Origin of the sequence: Methanosphaera sp. (assembly GCF_016282985.1) — an archaeon.
GTDB lineage: Archaea > Methanobacteriota > Methanobacteria > Methanobacteriales > Methanobacteriaceae > Methanosphaera.
This window is the reverse complement of the sequence record NZ_JAEELZ010000072.1, coordinates 1-16,742: the sequence shown is the minus strand read 5'-3', so window position 1 is coordinate 16,742 and position 16,742 is coordinate 1. Positions and strand designations below refer to the sequence as shown.

Genomic DNA, 16,742 nt, shown 5'->3' with positions numbered 1-16,742 from the left:
TTTATAATTTTATATTAGAATATTTATCAACTAAACCTACAAATAATGATGCTGCTGTAAAATCTGCGGTTGTTCCGGGATTATACTTTTTATTTATCAAATATTCGTCAAAATCTTTTAATTCTTTAAATCTTTCTTCCGTATTAATTTCAGTTTCTTTCAATATTCGTTTAGCCCTTTTGGAAACCGTGACGGCAACATCCTCCCCATATTTTCTACTAATTAAAGTATCTGGGACATTTGAAAGTAAAGTTAAAAATATTTCCAAAGTAACATCATTTCTAGAATATTCTTCTTCATACTTAGTAAAAGTAGGAAAACCATATTCCGAAATAATAGGTAATCCATTTACCAGTTCATATGAAATTTTATCATATTTTGCTGACATCTTTAGTAAATCATATACGTTTATTTGATTTTCTACAATTTCATTTAATGTATTACTATTATTAACATCATATTTTGATGTTTCATTCATTCCCCCAGCCTTAGCCAATACAATTGCCTTTGTTAAAGCTACTGCATCATCAGGTTGAGTATTTTTCATGATGATATCAACAATTTTAGGTAAGTTATATATATTTTCTGAATTATGTAAAGCTCCAAAACCGGCAGAAAGTGGAATCATAAGCATACTAATTCCTAAATTTGTATTAGTGTTTACAAGTTTATTTGTAATTTTTACAGTACGTAAAATTGCTTCACCCAAATAAATCTTATTTAATAGGTTTGGATAATACTTTGAAGCATTATATGCAACAATCTCAAGATTTTCTCTTAGAACACTTGCACTAATTAGAAAATCTTCGTAGGTCATATCCGTAAAATTTTGTGTTCTGTGAACATTTCCCGGCTTGGGATATCCACTTACTTCCAATAATGCAGCAATTTCACCGAACTGTGCAATATTACGATAATTTAGCATCAATCGAATCCATATCCTCCCTAGAACTTAATGATAAGTAAGTATAAAAATTATGAATAATAATTTATTATATTAAGATTTATGTATTTAATTAATTATTAAGTTATGTAAAAAAAGAGAAAAAAAAGTAGAAGAATTATTCTATACCCAATAATTGAGGTACAAAATAACTAATTATCATATCAGCACCAGCTCTTTTGATGCTTAACAAGGTTTCATCAAGTAAATCCCATGTGATATAACCTTTCTCAATACCTGCAGTTATCATAGAATACTCACCACTAACCTGATATGCAATAGTAGGCATTTTAAAAGTTTGTTTTACTTCACGTAAAACATCCAAATATGCTAAAGCAGGTTTAACAATTATAGCATCGGTCCCTTCCTGAACATCTAAATTGACTTCCCTAATTGCTTCATTGAAGTTTGCTGGATCCATCTGATATGATTTTCTGTCACCAAAACTAGGAGTTGAATCTGCTGCATCCCTGAATGGAGCATAGTAAGTTGAAGCATATTTTGCTGCATAAGAAAATATTGGTGTATTCACATAATCATTTGCATCCAATCCTTCTCTTATTGCTTTAACCCTACCATCCATCATATCACTAGGTGCAATAACATCAACACCTGCATCAGCATAACTAACTGCTATTTTAGACAGATATTGTAAAGTTTCATCGTTTTGAACATAATTATCCTTGATGATTCCACAGTGCCCATGATCAGTGTATTCACACATACAAACGTCCCCTAATACTACAAGGTCTGTCTGCTCTTTTAAACCTCTAATTGTTTGCTGAATAATACCTTCAGAATCATATGCACTACTTCCAACCTCATCCTTATGATCAGGAATTCCAAATAAAATTGTTGAAGTTAAACCACTATCTTCAAGAATACCTGCAAATTCTATGGCATCGTTAATAGAATATCTATATTGACCGGGCATTGTTGATATTTCTTCAGGTTCCCCATCCTTTGCTGATTCCTTAATGTAGATTGGATAAATTAAATCTTCAATACCTACATTTGTTTCACGAAACATTGCCCTAATTCTTTCATCTGTTCTCATTCTTCTCATACGTATATTTGGAAACATTATACCACCTTATTTAACTTTTTAAACATAAATAATCATAAATTACTTGAGCCGCATTAATACTAGTAGAATCACCTATAGTGTCTGATGAAACTTCCACCACATCCAAACCTATAGATTCTTTTTGAGATAAAATTCCAATTATTTCTTCCAAATCAAAAGGACTTATACCACATGGAGAAGGTGTACCTACAGATGGAGCATAAGCCGGATCCAATACATCAATATCAACAGTTATATAAATTGGTGATTCTATTTTTTTTAGATAATCCAATACAGTTTCAAAATTATTTTTAATATCATAATTAGTAAAATATGTAATATTATCCTGTTTCTTTACATAATCTAATTCTTCAAGTTCTGCAGATCTGATTCCTAATTGAATAATTTCCTTTGGTTGAAGTTCATGAATTCTTCTCAAAACAGTTGCATGAGAATATTTTTCATCAAGATATGTATCTCTCATATCAAAATGAGCATCAAGATGTACTATGGTTAAATTATGAAAGTAATCTTCATCATAATCATATATTGCCTTTAAAACACCATTAGTTATCGTATGTTCTCCACCAATAACGATTGGCTTAAGACCCATAGACAATACGGATAATACCGTATCTATAATCATCTCATTTGTTTTCTCATAATTTCCATTTGTTATATAAATATCTCCGATATCATAACTGTCTACAGTTAATGATTTATCAAAATGTAAATTATAAGTTTCAAAATTATATGAAGCTTCTCTTACAGCTTTAGGACCATATCTGGAACCGGATTTATAACTGGTTGTACTGTCAAAAGGTACTCCCATTATTGCATAACCTGATTCAAAATTATTCTGTTCAGGCATTTCGGAAGAAAATGCAAATTTCATCATATTTTCAGTGTAAAAAAACATGTAAATATCACTCAACAGTTGATTATTTTAATAATATACTAATATTACTCTATATATAATATTGGTTTTACACAAATTAAAGTTTTATATAAAAATAATTGGGAATAAAAAAAGTTGTAAAGGTAAAATTAAAAATCAAATAATGTAGTTTGTTTATATTTTTTAGTTTTTGATTCTTTTTTATCATTACCTTTATTTTCAGATTCTTTAGGAGCAGATTTTACAGACTCTTCTGATTTATCGATAATTTTAGCAGAGTCTTCTGATTTATTTTTAGTTTTGATGGATTTTTTATCCTTTTTAGTTTTTGAAGAAGTTAATTCGGAATTAATCGTATTTGAAACATCTTTTATTTCTGAGTTTTCTTCCATTAACTTTTTACTCTGTTTTTTATCCGTAGATTTCTTAGAATTTGATTGATTTTTTAATAACTGTTCTTTTTCTTTTTGAATTTCTTTTTCTTCTAATTCTTGCTGTTTTTGAAGTTCTTTAATTCTCTTCTTCTCCACAGAAGCAGGGATTTTACGAGAACGGAACAATTTTATCTCTTCATCATCAAGTTTAAAATATTCTTTGAAATCATAGGCTCTTTCATTATCTTCAAAAAGGATTTCATAAAAAGGAATATGTTTTTCCAATTCTTTAGGAGATGTATGTAATCTCTTACCCATTTTTTCTGTAACCAGTTCAACTAAATTCTTACGTTTTCTACTTTTAGACATTTTAGAAAAGATGGAGGAACCGGAGTATCTAGCAAACTTTTTATAGGTTTGTTTCTTACTGGCTGCAACACCCCTTCCCATGAATAAAAAGGCATATTTCCAATAAACATAGTTTTGTGTTCTGAATGCTCTTCCAAGATTCAAATCAGCCAATGCTATCATTTCATAAGCTTTAGCTATTTCATCTGTTCGTTCATATTCTTTAGGAATGTTTTCAGCAATGAACTCTATCAATAATGATGGTTGAGCATCAACACGCATAGCTTCAATAACATGTTCAGGATTCTTACTTTTTAAAACTGTACGAACAGTGTCAAAGATATTTTGTTCACCATCTTTTTGTGAAACAACAGATATACTGTCCATCGTAATATTTTTATCATTATCCACTATCGCTTCAAGACTAGTAATTGCAGAACGTAAATCACCATTACTCTGTTTACTTAACATTTTTAAAGCTTCAGGATCATAAGAAATACCTTCACTATCACAAATTCTTTTTAATTGTGCATTAATAGTGTTTGAATGAACCTTTGTAAATTTAATTGCTTGACATTTAGTTTTAATTGAAGTTAATCTTTTACTATAGGGATCATTTGCCATCATTATTAAAGGTTGTTTAGCATTTTTAATCGTTTCATTAATGGCCCGTACTCCCCCAGAATCATCACGTCCATTAATTCCATCAACCTCATCCATAATTATTAATTTATAACCTTCATGGAATAGACTTCTGGTTTTAGAGGCTTCACCTATAGTTCTTTTTATAATATCATAAGATCTTTTATCACTAGCATTTACTTCAATTGTTTCAGAAAAATATTCTTTTCCTATTAAATGAGCAATTGTTGTTTTACCAACACCTGGAGGTCCCATTAATAATAATGGTTTCTGAGGTTCACCCTTAGACCATTTATTAGCCCATACTTCTATTTCAGCTTTGATTTTAGCATTTCCAAGTACGTCACCTAAACTTTTAGGTGAATATTTTTCTACCCATTTCAATTTGATGCAACCTATTTAACTAATAAAAATTTACTTATTAACGCTTCTAATTGGAGCCTAGGATTTGCTCCTTCACGAATTCTATAATCACATTCACTCATATATTCCATCAACTTGACAAAGTTTTCCTCATCAATCAATCCTTCTCTTGACATTTCAGAAACTTCCTGATATAATTGAGTAATTAGATCATCACCACTTATTCCTTCAACAATTAGAATATCCCTCAATAAATCTCTTGCTCCCAAGAAGTCTTTATCAAGTGCTTTATTAATTATCTTTCTAACATCTTTTGGTTTTGCGCGACTAATTACTTCATATACTGTTTCTTCGGTTATTTTGTTATCATCAGTAGTTGATGCTTGTAAAATGTTAATTGAACGTCTCATATCTCCTTGAGTGAAGTACACTATATTTTCTAATGCTGTTTGATCTGCTTCTATACCTTCCTGTTCTGCAATATATTTCAATCGGTTAATGATTTCAAATGCTTTTATAGGAGCAAATCTAAAAATTGCACATCTTGATTGTATCGGATCAATGATTTTTGAAGAATAATTACATGATAATATAAATGATGAAGTCTTTGTGTACATCTCCATTTCACGACGAAGTGCTTGTTGAGCATCTTTAGTCATGTTGTCTACTTCATCCAAGAATATTATCCTAAACGGTGCACCTACTGCTTTTAATTTACAGAAACTTTTAATCTCATTTCTTACAGTGTCAATACCTCTGGCATCAGAAGCATTTAATTCTAAAAAGTTCTGTTGCCAATATTCACCCAACAGAGCCTTTGCTAAAGCTAATGCACAAGTAGTTTTTCCTACACCAGCAGAACCTGTAAACATTATATTAGGCATTGAATTTTCTTCGACATATCTTTTTAATCTTGAAACTATCTGGTCTTGTCCTACTACATCATCCAATGTTTGTGGTCTGTATTTTTCTACCCATGGAATATTCATAAATATTTCACCTATATCATATTATTTTTAAAATCCAACAAATAAATAAGCTAAAGAAAGTACAATAAGTGTAAGTACCAGTACAAATCCAAGTATTGTACTTACAACCTTAAATGGTTTCATGGAGTGGCCCCAATCATAAATCTAGTAATTGTTTTTTCTTAAGTTCAAATTCTTCTTCTGTAATGATTCCATCCTCTTTAAGTTCATGATACCTTCTGATTTGATCAACAGGATCCGGTTGCATATATGTTGAAACCTGTGGATTATCTGGGTTTTCAGAATTTAATTCATCTTGAATATTGTTTATTCCTGTAAACAATTGCTGTTTCATTTTACCTATTTCAGAAGTTATGTTATCAGTTGTAATAATATTGTTATCTGTTGAATCTGATGTTTCTTGTAATTGTTCAACAACAACATCTTTTTTAACTTCAGCTTCTGCTCCAATAGTTTTGTCATCTTTTGATTCTTCGCTTATTTCAGATTCAACATTTTCATCAGCTTCTGTAATAATTCTGTCAGAATCTATTTCCTTATCCACTATTTCATCATCAAAATCTTCGAAATCTTCATCATATTCTTCAACAATTGGTTCATCCAAAATTTCAGAATCGTCTTCAATATCCTGTGGACTATCTACAATAGGTTCATCTGGTTCAAAGATGATTTCATCGGAATCTTCAAAAAGTTCCAGATCTTCCAATTCATCAATTTCATCACTTTCTTGTGATTCTGCTTCTGGGATATCATTTTTTTGAGATTCTTCAGATACTTCAAGTTCATCATTATCCAGTTCTTCTAAAACTTCAAATTCGTCACCAGAATCATCTTCAATAATTTTTTCTAAATCTTCTTCAGATTCGGAAACATCAGCATCTGCTTTTGTTTCTACAACTTCTGGTTCATCAGAAATTTCATTTAAAACTTCTTTTTCTAAATCAACGTTCATATCGTTATTTAAATCATCGACAACTGACTCAAGTTCATCAAATTCATCTTCATTATTAAGCAGAGGTTTATTAACTCCCATATGTGAAGATCTTTTTTGTTCTTTTTCTAAATTTTTTACATCTAGGATAGTTCTATAAAAAGTTTCTAATTCATCGTCGTTGTTATCTACACCTGAAAGAATGTACTTTTTATGAGATATGCCTATTTCCAATTTTGGTTCTGATATGAAATTACCTTTCTTATAACTCAAATAAGTTATAGCAGATACGGATTCAATTATTGGATTTTTACCTTCATATGAATCAAATATGATTTTATAAGATTCCATCCTAGCTGATGCTTTCCCATATCCGTTTACTTTGACTACTCCAACTCCCTCACCATTTTCAATGAAAGGAAGCATTGATTTATTAACTTCTGTTTTACTAAATAAAGACATGTTTACACCTATTTATTTTTTAATTATTTTAACTTCTTTATTGTTTTCAACTATTACTGTCATCATATCTTCTGCATAGACCGTTTTTTCAAATATTTCTTTAGCTTCTTCTTCTAATACTTCAGATGTTGTATATCTATTTGATAAATGAGTCAATATTAACTGTTCAACATTAGCGTTTTTTGCAATTAAAGCTGCATCTTTCGCTATTGTATGTCCATTTTCCAAAGCTTTATCCCTAAATTCTTCAGAAAATGTAGCTTCATGAATTAGAACATTCACATCTTTAGCAAAATAAATCATATTTTCTTGAGGTATTGTGTCTCCACTATATACTAACTTAACACCAATTCTTGGGGGACCAAGTACTTGTTCTGGAAAAATTGTTTTACCATCCACCACCACAGATTCTCCTGCCTGTAACTTTCCAAACAAAGGACCTGGTGGAACACCCAATTCAATTGCTTTAGGTCTCAAAAATTTCGGTTGCTTAATTTCTTCAACTTTATAAGCATAATTTGTTACTGTATGCTTCATTTTCATAGCCCTAATTAAAAAATTATTTTGTTGATAAATTACAACATCATCATCCATAATTTCATGAACATTTAATTCATAAGAAATGGCAAAATAACCTAAATTTTTAATATGTTCTATTAAATTAGCTATTCCGACAGGACCATAAATATTCAACGGTCTTGTTCTTCCACGAAAAGCTAAAGATTGAATAATACCAGGCAATCCCAAAATATGATCCCCATGCAAATGAGTGATGTATATATCATCAATTTTCATAGGACTAACTTGAGCTTCCATAATTTGTTTTTGAGTACCTTCACCACAATCAAAAAGAACTGTCCTATCATATATCTTTAATACGATAGCTGCATGATTTCTAGTTTTTGTGGGTATTGCAGAGGCTGTACCCAAAAAGGTTAATTCAATTATTTTTATACCCCATTTTTGATTTTGTAATTTTAATAAACAATTAAATTACTATATATTTATATTTATACTTCATATTTTTAATATTTTAAATATTCTGTTTAATAAAAAAATTTTATTTAATTCTTATATTAAAAATGTTAAAAAATAAATAATCATTAATTACATAGATAGAAAATAAAACTCTATGGAACGTGTGTTTATGACAATTTTTAGTGATAATAGAATTATAGAAAATGTATATGATGATATAGGATACGAAGATATTACAACAAATAGTTTAATACCTGAAAACAAATGGGCTCAAGCAGAAATTTTATGTAAAGAAGATGGAATTTTAGCTGGAATGGATGTAGCTCATTATATCATTAATGAATTTGGTTTAAATATATCCAGTTCATTTTTGGATGGAGAAGATATCCACAAGGGAGATGTGATTTTAGAGTTTGAAGGAAAGGCAAAAGACATCTTGATGGTAGAAAGGAGTATATTGAATTATTTGATGCATTTAAGTGGTATTGCCACATTAGTTAAAAACACTTGCGATAGAGTTAAAGAAGTAAATCCTAATGTTAAAGTTGCTTGTACTAGAAAAACAACACCCGGCCTACAAAAATTAGAAAAAAAAGCTGTGGAAATAGGTGGTGGAGATACACATAGATTCAAATTAGATGATTGTGTTCTAATTAAAGATAACCACATCCAAGTAGTCGGTGGAGTTATAGAATCAATAGAGTTAGCTAAAGAAAATGTCAGTTTCACAAAAAAAATCGAAATTGAAGTAGAATCCGAAGAAGATGCTGTTCGTGCAAGTATATTTGGTGCAGATATTGTAATGCTGGACAATATGACACCAAAAGAAATATCCTCTGTTTTAAATACTTTAAAAGAACGAAGATTAAGAGAAGATGTGATTATTGAAGTAAGTGGAGGTATTAATCCCGAAAACATACTTAATTATGCTGAATTAGATGTTGACGTCATATCCAGTGGTTTTATAACCAACAGTGCAAAATCATTAGATTTAAGTTTAAATATTATTTAGTTCCAATATTTTATTTTTTTTAGAAATTTTTTTCCTTATCTTCTAACCTTATTTTTGAAAAATAACCTTTATACACCTATATAATTCAACTTTTTTTTAGAAAATTTTACTCTTAAAATTAATTAAATTGAATATAGTGTAAACTAAAATCATTCATGTTTAATGAAAATACATATATATTAATCATAGAATCCATAATTTTAACATCACATTTATTAACTAAAAGAGATAAATATATTATTACAATTATTGATAATTTAAATAATAATTTTAAAATAATAAGTGAAAAGTGATTATATGGCAGAATTTGAAGAAATTAATGAAATTGAAGAAACTGAATTAGACACAATAGAAACTGAAGGAAACGTTGAAGAAATCGAAGAATATTTAGATGAAGATGATGAAAAATTACCATTTGCTAAAGCAGAAGTTGTTCGATTAATGAAACAACACTTAGACGATGATAAAATGATAAGAGAACGTGTAAAAGTTGAAATGAACAAATTTTTAGGCGACGTTCTAGCAAATGTATGTAAACAATTAAATGAATACCCATATTCAACAGTAGAATATGAAATGCTAAAAGAATCAACATATCCTTACACAAATATCGAAAGAATTAACGAAGAAAAAATCAGAATTTTAAAACACCTGGATGCTATCAAAGCTGATTGTGATGCATTAAGTATGGATGTTAAAGCTACATTAAAAATTAATGATAAACCAAACCAAGAAGATGAAGAAGACGATTTATTCTAAATCGTTTTAATCATATCACCTCCCCATTTTCACTAACACAGTTACAATTTTTTTAATATTTATAGTTACAAACATATTAATAGAAAAAATATGGTTGAAAACTATGAAAACAGATATTGAACATTTACCTATTTCTATTGGTGGACCCATTCTTGGAATAGCCGCTATGGGAAATTTATTGTACGATTTTTTTCCACATAGCCGAGAAGTTTGTGGTTTCATTTCAGCATTATTATTCATATTAGTAATTATTAAATTGTATAAATATCCCAAATATTTTAAAGAAGATTTGGATAACCCAGTACTAGCAAGTATTATTGCCACATTATCTATGGCTTTAATGTTAATTTCAAATTTCATTTATCCTTATATGGGTTACTCAACTGCAATTTCATTATGGATTTTTGCTGTTTTAATCCATATCTGTTTTGTTATAAATTATATAATTAAATTCGTATTACACTTTGATATAACAGATTATACTGCAGGATCATTCGTTGTGTTTGCAGGAGTTCAAATGATTGCAATAACTGCCCCAACATTTCATCAAGAATTTATTGGAACGATAGCATTCTGGTTTAGTTTCATATGTGTAATCTTAGTATTCTTAGCAATTTCTTACAGATACTTAACTATTTCAGTACCTGAACCAACAAAACCAGTCATAGGAGTATATGCAGCACCATTTAGCTTATGTGCTGTAGGTTATCTTGCATCTGTCAGTCCAAATAATTTTTATTTAGTAATATCATTTTATGTAATTACTAAAATACTTTACATAATGGTTCTTTGTAAATTCATACAATATTGGAAACTACCCTTTTACCCAACGTATGCTGCTTATACATTTCCCATAGTAATAAATGCAGTAACGACCTTATTTACAATGAAATATTTATCTAAAATAGGGATTGTTTTACCATATATGCAATATGAACTAATCATAGAAATAATTATTGCAATTTTGTTAGTTTCATATGTATTAGCACATTTCATAATTAATACATTTGAAGTTCCAAGAATAAGAGATTAAAATATTTCTTTTTAAATAATATTTAAAGTAATAAAAAATAGTAAAAAAAGGAGATTAAATAAATTCAACTAATTCTTCAATACTTTTTCTATCAGTTCCTCTTGGTTCGGCATTAGGATATCCTAAAGGAGTCAATAAAACTGGTTCATATTCATCAGATAAATTTAACATTTCTGTTAAAGCTTCTTTATTAAAAGCAGCAATATAACAAGTGCCCAATCCTAATTCTGTAGCTTCCAAGATTATGTGATCCATAACAATTGTTGCGTCAATATCCCCCAGATTTTTACCATCATATCTTGTCCATGCATCTGAAGCTTTTGAAACTACTGCAATGATGTAAGGTGCTTCTGTAAACCAATCCCATTTTCCTACTTCTTTCAATTCATCTATATGTTTTTTTGTTTCAATAACATATATTTTGAAAGCCTGAGCATTTACCCCCGTAGGTGCAACTTGTGCAGCCCTTAATACTTTATTTAATTTTTCATCCTCTACCTCTTTATCAAGATATCCTCTTACACTATATCGTTTTTCCATAACATCCAATATTGACATTATTCTACCTCACTTTGATCAAATGTAGCAAAACCTGTCTGTAACTTTTCTGCTTCTTCGGGTGTTAAAATTTCTTTATCAACATCATCATCATCAATTACACTATTACCAAAAGGATCCTCCAATATCAATAGTGCAGACATTTCACCCATTTTAATTCTTGTTAAATAATCAATTATATCTAAAGCTTTATCTTGTATATCAGGATCTATTTCTTCACCTTCAAGTTTAATTGCACGTAATACTGCACTTTCGAACCTATTTAAGATACCTTCAACATTTGAAACATAACCCTGTGATTTTGGTCCGGGTTCAACTTTTAAACCCAAATCAGGAATAGAAATAGTTGCTGTCTGTGACTTTGCAACCCTGGAACTTAGTTTTGTACTGTCTATTTTTAATTTGAACCTCATTGGCTCATTATGTTCTAAAGAAATACTATCTGATGATTGGTAACCACAGTTTTTACAAGAAACTGCAGTTTCTAACATATCCCCAAAATAAGGAATATTATCCGTTCGATTGGTTATTTCTAAAGTTTTCTCTCCACCACAAACAGGACAATCCGAATACATGATTTCATTATTATAAACAATATTATCTTTAGTCATATGAATCAATTCTACTAGTTATCTATGATAATTTTTATTTGTTTTTAATTAAATTTTTATCTATGATTAAATTATTTTCATCCAATTCTTTGATAATCTTATTTAAACTTTCTCTATCCGGAGCAGAGATATGATGACTATGAATATTATTGGATAAGTCATATAGTTTAGCCAAGGATTCCTTCTTTTTCGAATCTGCTTCAGGACCCTTAATTGAATCATCATCATAGTCATCTATAGTTCGAACCAATGGTTCTTTAAATTCCGGAATATAATAAGAAATATTAGTTATTTTACCACCATGTTTTGTAATTATTTCCCTTTCCAAATCAATTAAATCAACAGAATGTTTTACAAATATATCTTCGGACACTTCATGAATACTTTGTAATATTTTTTTCAATGTTTTATCCATATTCTTATTATTTATCACAGGAACTGACATGGATTTAGCTTTAAAAATTAGATAATCATTAATTATCCTATTTTCCCTAAAGTAATCCAATTGTGCTCCACCTCTTTTTATTGCAATAGCTCTTGAAATAAAACGTTCCTGATGAGCTTCTTTATCTGCTGTTAAAATAAAAAAGTAAACATTTGCCTCATTTTCAAATTGTTTTATATCAAGTAATCCCGGAACTAAATGAACTCCCTCAATAACAATAGAATCCTTATCTTTAACAGAACGTTTAATAACTTTTTCAATTGCAGGAATTACAAAAGATGCATGTTCTTCAAAACCAGCTTCTATAAGTTTTTCTTCACTTTCATAGTTAAAAGAATCCCTTAATGTAGTATAAGCATCATATGAAGATTTATGTAAAGCTGGAGCATAATCAGGACCAATAATTCCCCTAACTATTTCCCTTATAAAATCAGTTTCTATCAAATATTTTATGTTTAATTTATTTGATATTTCAGAAGCAATTGTGGATTTACCTATACCAGAAGCAGATCCTATTAAAATTACATATGGTTTCATAATACCACCCAATAATAAAAAAAATCAAAAAAAGAGAGTTTATTTAAAAAAAAAATAAACTTAAACTATAATATTTCTACATCCACTTTTTTACCTCTGATTTTTGGAAGAGTAATTGTTAATTCATTGTCTTCAAAGGAAGCTTTAACTTCTTTAAGGTCAACTTCTACTGGTAATGGAATGATATTTTTAGTTTTTCCTGAACAACGTTCTTTTCTTAAAATTTTAACATCTTCATCCTCACTTATGTACTCAGGGAAGTCCATTTCGATTTCTATAGTGTCCGTAGACATTTTTACTGAAACATCCTCTTTAGATACTCTTGGTGCATCCACTTTAATTACTAAATTATCTTCATATTCAAGTAAATCAACTGCAGGTTTGTTTGCTTTATATTCTTCTAAAGTTTTGTTCCATTCGGCTTGTCTAGATTTTAATGTGGATACAACATCATTAAACATTTTTTCAGCAATATTTTTTGTTTCTTCAACTGTTTCTTTTCCATAAACTTTGTAATCAAACTCTTCAGATTCATTTTCAGAAGTTTTTTCTTCACCGTCACAACAGCATTCTTCATCAGCATTTTTTTCTTCATCGTTACAGCAGCATTCTTCTTCTGCTTCGTTAGTTGTAGTAGTTTCTTCGAATTCTTTTGTTTCTTCAATTTTTTCTTCTTCGTCTTTTTTTGAATCTACATATACATTTTCCATGGATATCATTCCTATTTTATACTTGAAAAAAATATAATTTAAAAATTATATAATTAATGATTTATCAATGAATTATATAAACATTTCGAGAAAAAGTATAATAAAAAGAAGGTGTGGAAATTTGAAGACTAATCTTTTCTATGTCTTCTACGTAAATTATATTCAGTAAACTGATCTTCTTGAGCAAATTCTTTTCCCATATCCTGAATTAATTTTTTTATTTCATCAATTTTACTCAAGTCATTTATACTTGTTTCAAAAATTGGATCATCTATTTTTTCTGAATATTCTTCAATAACGCTTTTATCATCCAATAAATCCGTTTTGTTGAATAAACAAATCATTGGAGTTTCAAATACTTTTTTAATTTCTGAATAAAGTAAATACTGGTTTTCCATATAGAAACCTGAAGTTTCAGATGGATCAAATATATAAATAATAATATTACCCAGATGTTCCAAAGCAGCTATAGCATTTAATTCAATTTCATTCATATCATTGATTGAACGATCCAATAAACCAGGAGTATCAATTATTTGATATTGCCTATACATCATTTCATAATTACCAATCTGTAATCCCTGAGTTGTAAATGGATAATTTGCAACTTTAGGACTGGCATCAGTAATATTATTTAATAAAGTAGATTTTCCTACATTTGGAAAACCTGCAATAACAACTCTGACAGCATCAAAATTTATATTAGGCATGTGTTTTAACTCTCTTTTAGCAAAATCCAGGAAATCTAATTCATCACTAATACGTTTTACAACAGAAACAATCCTACCGTATGCTTCTTTTCTAATAGGTATTGCACTTAAAGAATCAGATTTTCTTATTTTACTGGTGTATTGTGATTCTATTTGTTTTAAAACACCTAACGCCCAAAAAACAGCACCCAATGAATGTTTATATTGGTCTACACCAACTACAATATCTATGTAATCCTGATAAAACTCAGGTAATTCCTCAATAATTGGAGTTTCAGTAACAATCCTATTAAAAGTACTGTTGATTACTTCACAGGCTGTTTGTACCCTAACTTCTTCAATTCTCATACCTTTTACACGTGGATGTAATTTTGAACTTCTTACTTTTGATGCTGCCTTACTTGCTCTATTAAAAGCCTTGTCTATAATTTCATCAGGTGTTGGTATATTTGGTAATTTCATATTTCAGCCTCCTATGTTTCTTCAAATATTTGTGCTTGAAAACTATAAATTTTAGTATTTTCCTCTTTCCATGCGTCACCGTATAATCCTGCTTTGTAACATAAATTCTCCAAAAAAGTTTTCATATCCCAATTTTGTTCAATTGGAACCTGTGGTAATAATAATCCTCTATGATAACCATTTTCTATAATTAAACCATCACGTCCAACTTTCAGAACATCTAAATACTCTTCAAAAGTATCAACTTGAACTAGTTGGGGTTTAGTTAATACACTTATTTCAATTTTTACTTTTTCGAATTCATTCAAAGACAATGGATTAAATCTTGGATCTTCCACTGCAGCTGCGATAGACACATCAAGAAGACCCTCTATTAATTCCATATATGGTTCAGGATAACCGATACAACCTCTCAGATTAGAATTTATGGATAAAGTAACAAAAACTCCCAATTTTTTATGAAAAATTTCAGGCAGTTCATTTGTACAAAAATATTCTCCGCCATTCAAATATGTGGCAATATTATCTCTTGCTATTTTAATAAGTAACTGTCCTTCTTCCAATGTTAACTGATCTTTTAACATTTTATTGAACTCCACCAACAGTTGCTCTACTTACTCTTATATGTGGTCCACCATCACCGACAGGTACTGTTTGACCATCTTTTCCACAAAATCCAACACTTAAATTAAAGTCAGAACCTACCCCTGTTACATTGTTTAAAATATCCAAAGTAGTTCCAGATAATGAAACATCACGTAAATGAGTTCCTAATTCACCTTTATCTATATAATATGCTTCAACAGCATTAAATTGGAAAATTCCTTTACCTGTATCAACTTGTCCTCCACGTGAACCTTTTAAATAAATACCATTAGGTATGTCTTCAATTAACTCATCAAATGATGAATCACCTGGTTTAATATATGTATTACTCATACGTACCAACGGTTTGTTACTTACAGATGATCTTGCATTACCACTTGAATCACCCTCACCTACTTTACTAGCTGTTTCACGTGAACTTAATACTGATGTGAAAATACCATCTTTTACCAAAGTAGTCTTTTCTGCTTTTGTACCTTCAACATCATAAGGATAATAACCAAAACCTGTTTCTATAGAAGCATCATCAATAACCGTGATTAAATCGGAACCGATTTTTTGTCCAAGCCTGCCTTTTAATATTGAATCATTTTGTAATATGATATCTGCTTCAGAAGCATGTCCTAATGCTTCATGAATAAACACCCCTGCAAGTTCCGGATCTAAAATTACTGGAAAATCACCTGATGGAGGTGTTTTAGCATCCAATAGACTAATTGCCTTTTCGGATATTCCGGTAGCAAATGCTTCCAAATCGGCATCTTCAACCACTTCAAAACCATTTACTCCACCCAAACTTTTATGTCCTATCTGCATGACTTCACCATTTGAAGCAACAGCATTCATTGATAAGACAGTTCTGTTGTTATCACTTAAAATATTCGTACCTTCTGAACTGATTATTAAATCCGAAGATTGTGATTCAGACAAAGAAATATTAGTACTTTGTATTTGATCCGTTTGAGCAATTTTATTCAATTCCTTCATTGTTTCAATCTTATCTTCTATTGGAATATCTTCAATTTTAATTTTAGCCTTAGATTTAACTATATCCGCCTCCGGATTGGTAGGAGTTAACTTTACATCACTTTTTAATTGATTTGCTAACATAGTAGCATTTTCAGCAACTTGTTCTACCTTATCAATTTCACTAGTATAAGCGGAACCCCATGCACCATTTTGTAATACTCTTATCCCAATAGCATAGTTAATTCCTGTGTCTATATTATCTATTTTTCCATCTTTTAAGATTACTGAGTTACTAATTGAATTCTTGACGCGTATATCTGCATATTCTACTTTTCT

Annotated in this window: 17 protein-coding genes; 3 read left to right on the top strand and 14 right to left on the bottom strand. The window is 29.6% G+C overall.

What is annotated here, in order from left to right:
- Position 1: 1 nt before the first annotated feature.
- From QZZ11_RS04180 to rnz, 7 genes are all read right to left on the bottom strand, one after another.
- Positions 2-925: a triphosphoribosyl-dephospho-CoA synthase gene (locus QZZ11_RS04180; RefSeq protein ID WP_292473868.1), complete on the bottom strand. Its 924-nt coding sequence runs from the start codon at positions 923-925 to the stop codon at positions 2-4.
- Positions 926-1,061: 136 nt separating this feature from the next.
- On the bottom strand, positions 1,062-2,030 hold the full coding sequence (gene hemB, locus QZZ11_RS04175; RefSeq protein WP_292473893.1) for a porphobilinogen synthase: 969 nt from the start codon (positions 2,028-2,030) through the stop codon (positions 1,062-1,064).
- Between the two features lie 10 nt (positions 2,031-2,040).
- Positions 2,041-2,907 carry an agmatinase gene (speB, locus tag QZZ11_RS04170; RefSeq protein WP_292473866.1) on the bottom strand — a complete coding sequence of 289 codons (867 nt, stop codon included), beginning with the start codon at positions 2,905-2,907 and terminating at the stop codon, positions 2,041-2,043.
- A gap of 149 nt (positions 2,908-3,056) precedes the next feature.
- On the bottom strand, positions 3,057-4,655 hold the full coding sequence (locus tag QZZ11_RS04165) for a replication factor C large subunit (RefSeq protein ID WP_292473864.1): 1,599 nt from the start codon (positions 4,653-4,655) through the stop codon (positions 3,057-3,059).
- 11 nt (positions 4,656-4,666) lie between these two features.
- Complete coding sequence (locus QZZ11_RS04160) at positions 4,667-5,623, bottom strand: replication factor C small subunit (RefSeq protein WP_292473863.1); 957 nt, start codon at positions 5,621-5,623, stop codon at positions 4,667-4,669.
- 136 nt (positions 5,624-5,759) lie between these two features.
- A complete protein-coding gene (locus QZZ11_RS04155; protein WP_292473862.1) occupies positions 5,760-7,016 on the bottom strand; it encodes an SHOCT domain-containing protein in 1,257 nt (418 codons plus the stop codon).
- Positions 7,017-7,028: 12 nt separating this feature from the next.
- The gene (gene rnz / locus QZZ11_RS04150; protein ID WP_292473891.1) at positions 7,029-7,961 is read right to left on the bottom strand and encodes a ribonuclease Z; all 933 of its coding nucleotides are present in this window, start codon (positions 7,959-7,961) and stop codon (positions 7,029-7,031) included.
- Between the two features lie 202 nt (positions 7,962-8,163).
- On the opposite strand from rnz, the gene nadC reads away from it, so the two are divergent.
- The 3 genes from nadC to QZZ11_RS04135 all read left to right on the top strand — a co-directional run bounded on the left by nadC (position 8,164) and on the right by QZZ11_RS04135 (position 10,798).
- On the top strand, positions 8,164-9,006 hold the full coding sequence (nadC, locus tag QZZ11_RS04145) for a carboxylating nicotinate-nucleotide diphosphorylase (RefSeq protein ID WP_292473861.1): 843 nt from the start codon (positions 8,164-8,166) through the stop codon (positions 9,004-9,006).
- Positions 9,007-9,303: 297 nt separating this feature from the next.
- Entirely contained in the window at positions 9,304-9,765 is a 462-nt protein-coding gene (locus QZZ11_RS04140) for a hypothetical protein (protein ID WP_292473859.1), read from the top strand.
- 103 nt (positions 9,766-9,868) lie between these two features.
- A complete protein-coding gene (locus QZZ11_RS04135) occupies positions 9,869-10,798 on the top strand; it encodes a TDT family transporter (protein WP_292473858.1) in 930 nt (309 codons plus the stop codon).
- A 54-nt stretch (positions 10,799-10,852) separates the two neighbouring features.
- Here the strand turns inward: QZZ11_RS04135 and QZZ11_RS04130 are convergent, their stop codons facing one another.
- The 7 genes from QZZ11_RS04130 to QZZ11_RS04100 all read right to left on the bottom strand — a co-directional run.
- Complete coding sequence (locus QZZ11_RS04130) at positions 10,853-11,356, bottom strand: nitroreductase family protein (RefSeq protein ID WP_292473856.1); 504 nt, start codon at positions 11,354-11,356, stop codon at positions 10,853-10,855.
- Entirely contained in the window at positions 11,356-11,967 is a 612-nt protein-coding gene (locus QZZ11_RS04125; protein WP_292473855.1) for a ZPR1 zinc finger domain-containing protein, read from the bottom strand. The genes QZZ11_RS04130 and QZZ11_RS04125 overlap by 1 nt, the downstream gene beginning before the upstream one ends.
- A 34-nt stretch (positions 11,968-12,001) precedes the next feature.
- Entirely contained in the window at positions 12,002-12,952 is a 951-nt protein-coding gene (locus QZZ11_RS04120; protein ID WP_292473889.1) for a 3H domain-containing protein, read from the bottom strand.
- Between the two features lie 62 nt (positions 12,953-13,014).
- Positions 13,015-13,659, bottom strand: a complete 645-nt coding sequence (locus QZZ11_RS04115; RefSeq protein WP_292473853.1) for an Hsp20/alpha crystallin family protein — start codon at positions 13,657-13,659, stop codon at positions 13,015-13,017.
- 128 nt (positions 13,660-13,787) lie between these two features.
- The gene (locus tag QZZ11_RS04110; RefSeq protein ID WP_292473852.1) at positions 13,788-14,831 is read right to left on the bottom strand and encodes a GTPase; all 1,044 of its coding nucleotides are present in this window, start codon (positions 14,829-14,831) and stop codon (positions 13,788-13,790) included.
- A gap of 11 nt (positions 14,832-14,842) precedes the next feature.
- Positions 14,843-15,415 carry a TIGR00296 family protein gene (locus QZZ11_RS04105; RefSeq protein ID WP_292473850.1) on the bottom strand — a complete coding sequence of 191 codons (573 nt, stop codon included), beginning with the start codon at positions 15,413-15,415 and terminating at the stop codon, positions 14,843-14,845.
- A 1-nt stretch (position 15,416) separates the two neighbouring features.
- The coding region (locus QZZ11_RS04100; protein WP_292473848.1) for a TldD/PmbA family protein at positions 15,417-16,742 on the bottom strand (1,326 nt) is incomplete at its 5' end.

Bases quoted from the DNA above. Each gene is read 5' to 3' on its own strand.
- QZZ11_RS04180 (WP_292473868.1), bottom strand. From the start codon at position 925: ATGCTAAATTATCGTAATATTGCACAGTTCGGTGAAATTGCTGCATTA.
- speB (WP_292473866.1), bottom strand. From the start codon at position 2,907: ATGATGAAATTTGCATTTTCTTCCGAAATGCCTGAACAGAATAATTTT.
- QZZ11_RS04160 (WP_292473863.1), bottom strand. From the start codon at position 5,623: ATGAATATTCCATGGGTAGAAAAATACAGACCACAAACATTGGATGAT.
- QZZ11_RS04155 (WP_292473862.1), bottom strand. From the start codon at position 7,016: ATGTCTTTATTTAGTAAAACAGAAGTTAATAAATCAATGCTTCCTTTC.
- nadC (WP_292473861.1), top strand. From the start codon at position 8,164: ATGACAATTTTTAGTGATAATAGAATTATAGAAAATGTATATGATGAT.
- QZZ11_RS04140 (WP_292473859.1), top strand. From the start codon at position 9,304: ATGGCAGAATTTGAAGAAATTAATGAAATTGAAGAAACTGAATTAGAC.
- QZZ11_RS04135 (WP_292473858.1), top strand. From the start codon at position 9,869: ATGAAAACAGATATTGAACATTTACCTATTTCTATTGGTGGACCCATT.
- QZZ11_RS04130 (WP_292473856.1), bottom strand. From the start codon at position 11,356: ATGTCAATATTGGATGTTATGGAAAAACGATATAGTGTAAGAGGATAT.
- QZZ11_RS04125 (WP_292473855.1), bottom strand. From the start codon at position 11,967: ATGACTAAAGATAATATTGTTTATAATAATGAAATCATGTATTCGGAT.
- QZZ11_RS04115 (WP_292473853.1), bottom strand. From the start codon at position 13,659: ATGGAAAATGTATATGTAGATTCAAAAAAAGACGAAGAAGAAAAAATT.
- QZZ11_RS04110 (WP_292473852.1), bottom strand. From the start codon at position 14,831: ATGAAATTACCAAATATACCAACACCTGATGAAATTATAGACAAGGCT.
- QZZ11_RS04105 (WP_292473850.1), bottom strand. From the start codon at position 15,415: ATGTTAAAAGATCAGTTAACATTGGAAGAAGGACAGTTACTTATTAAA.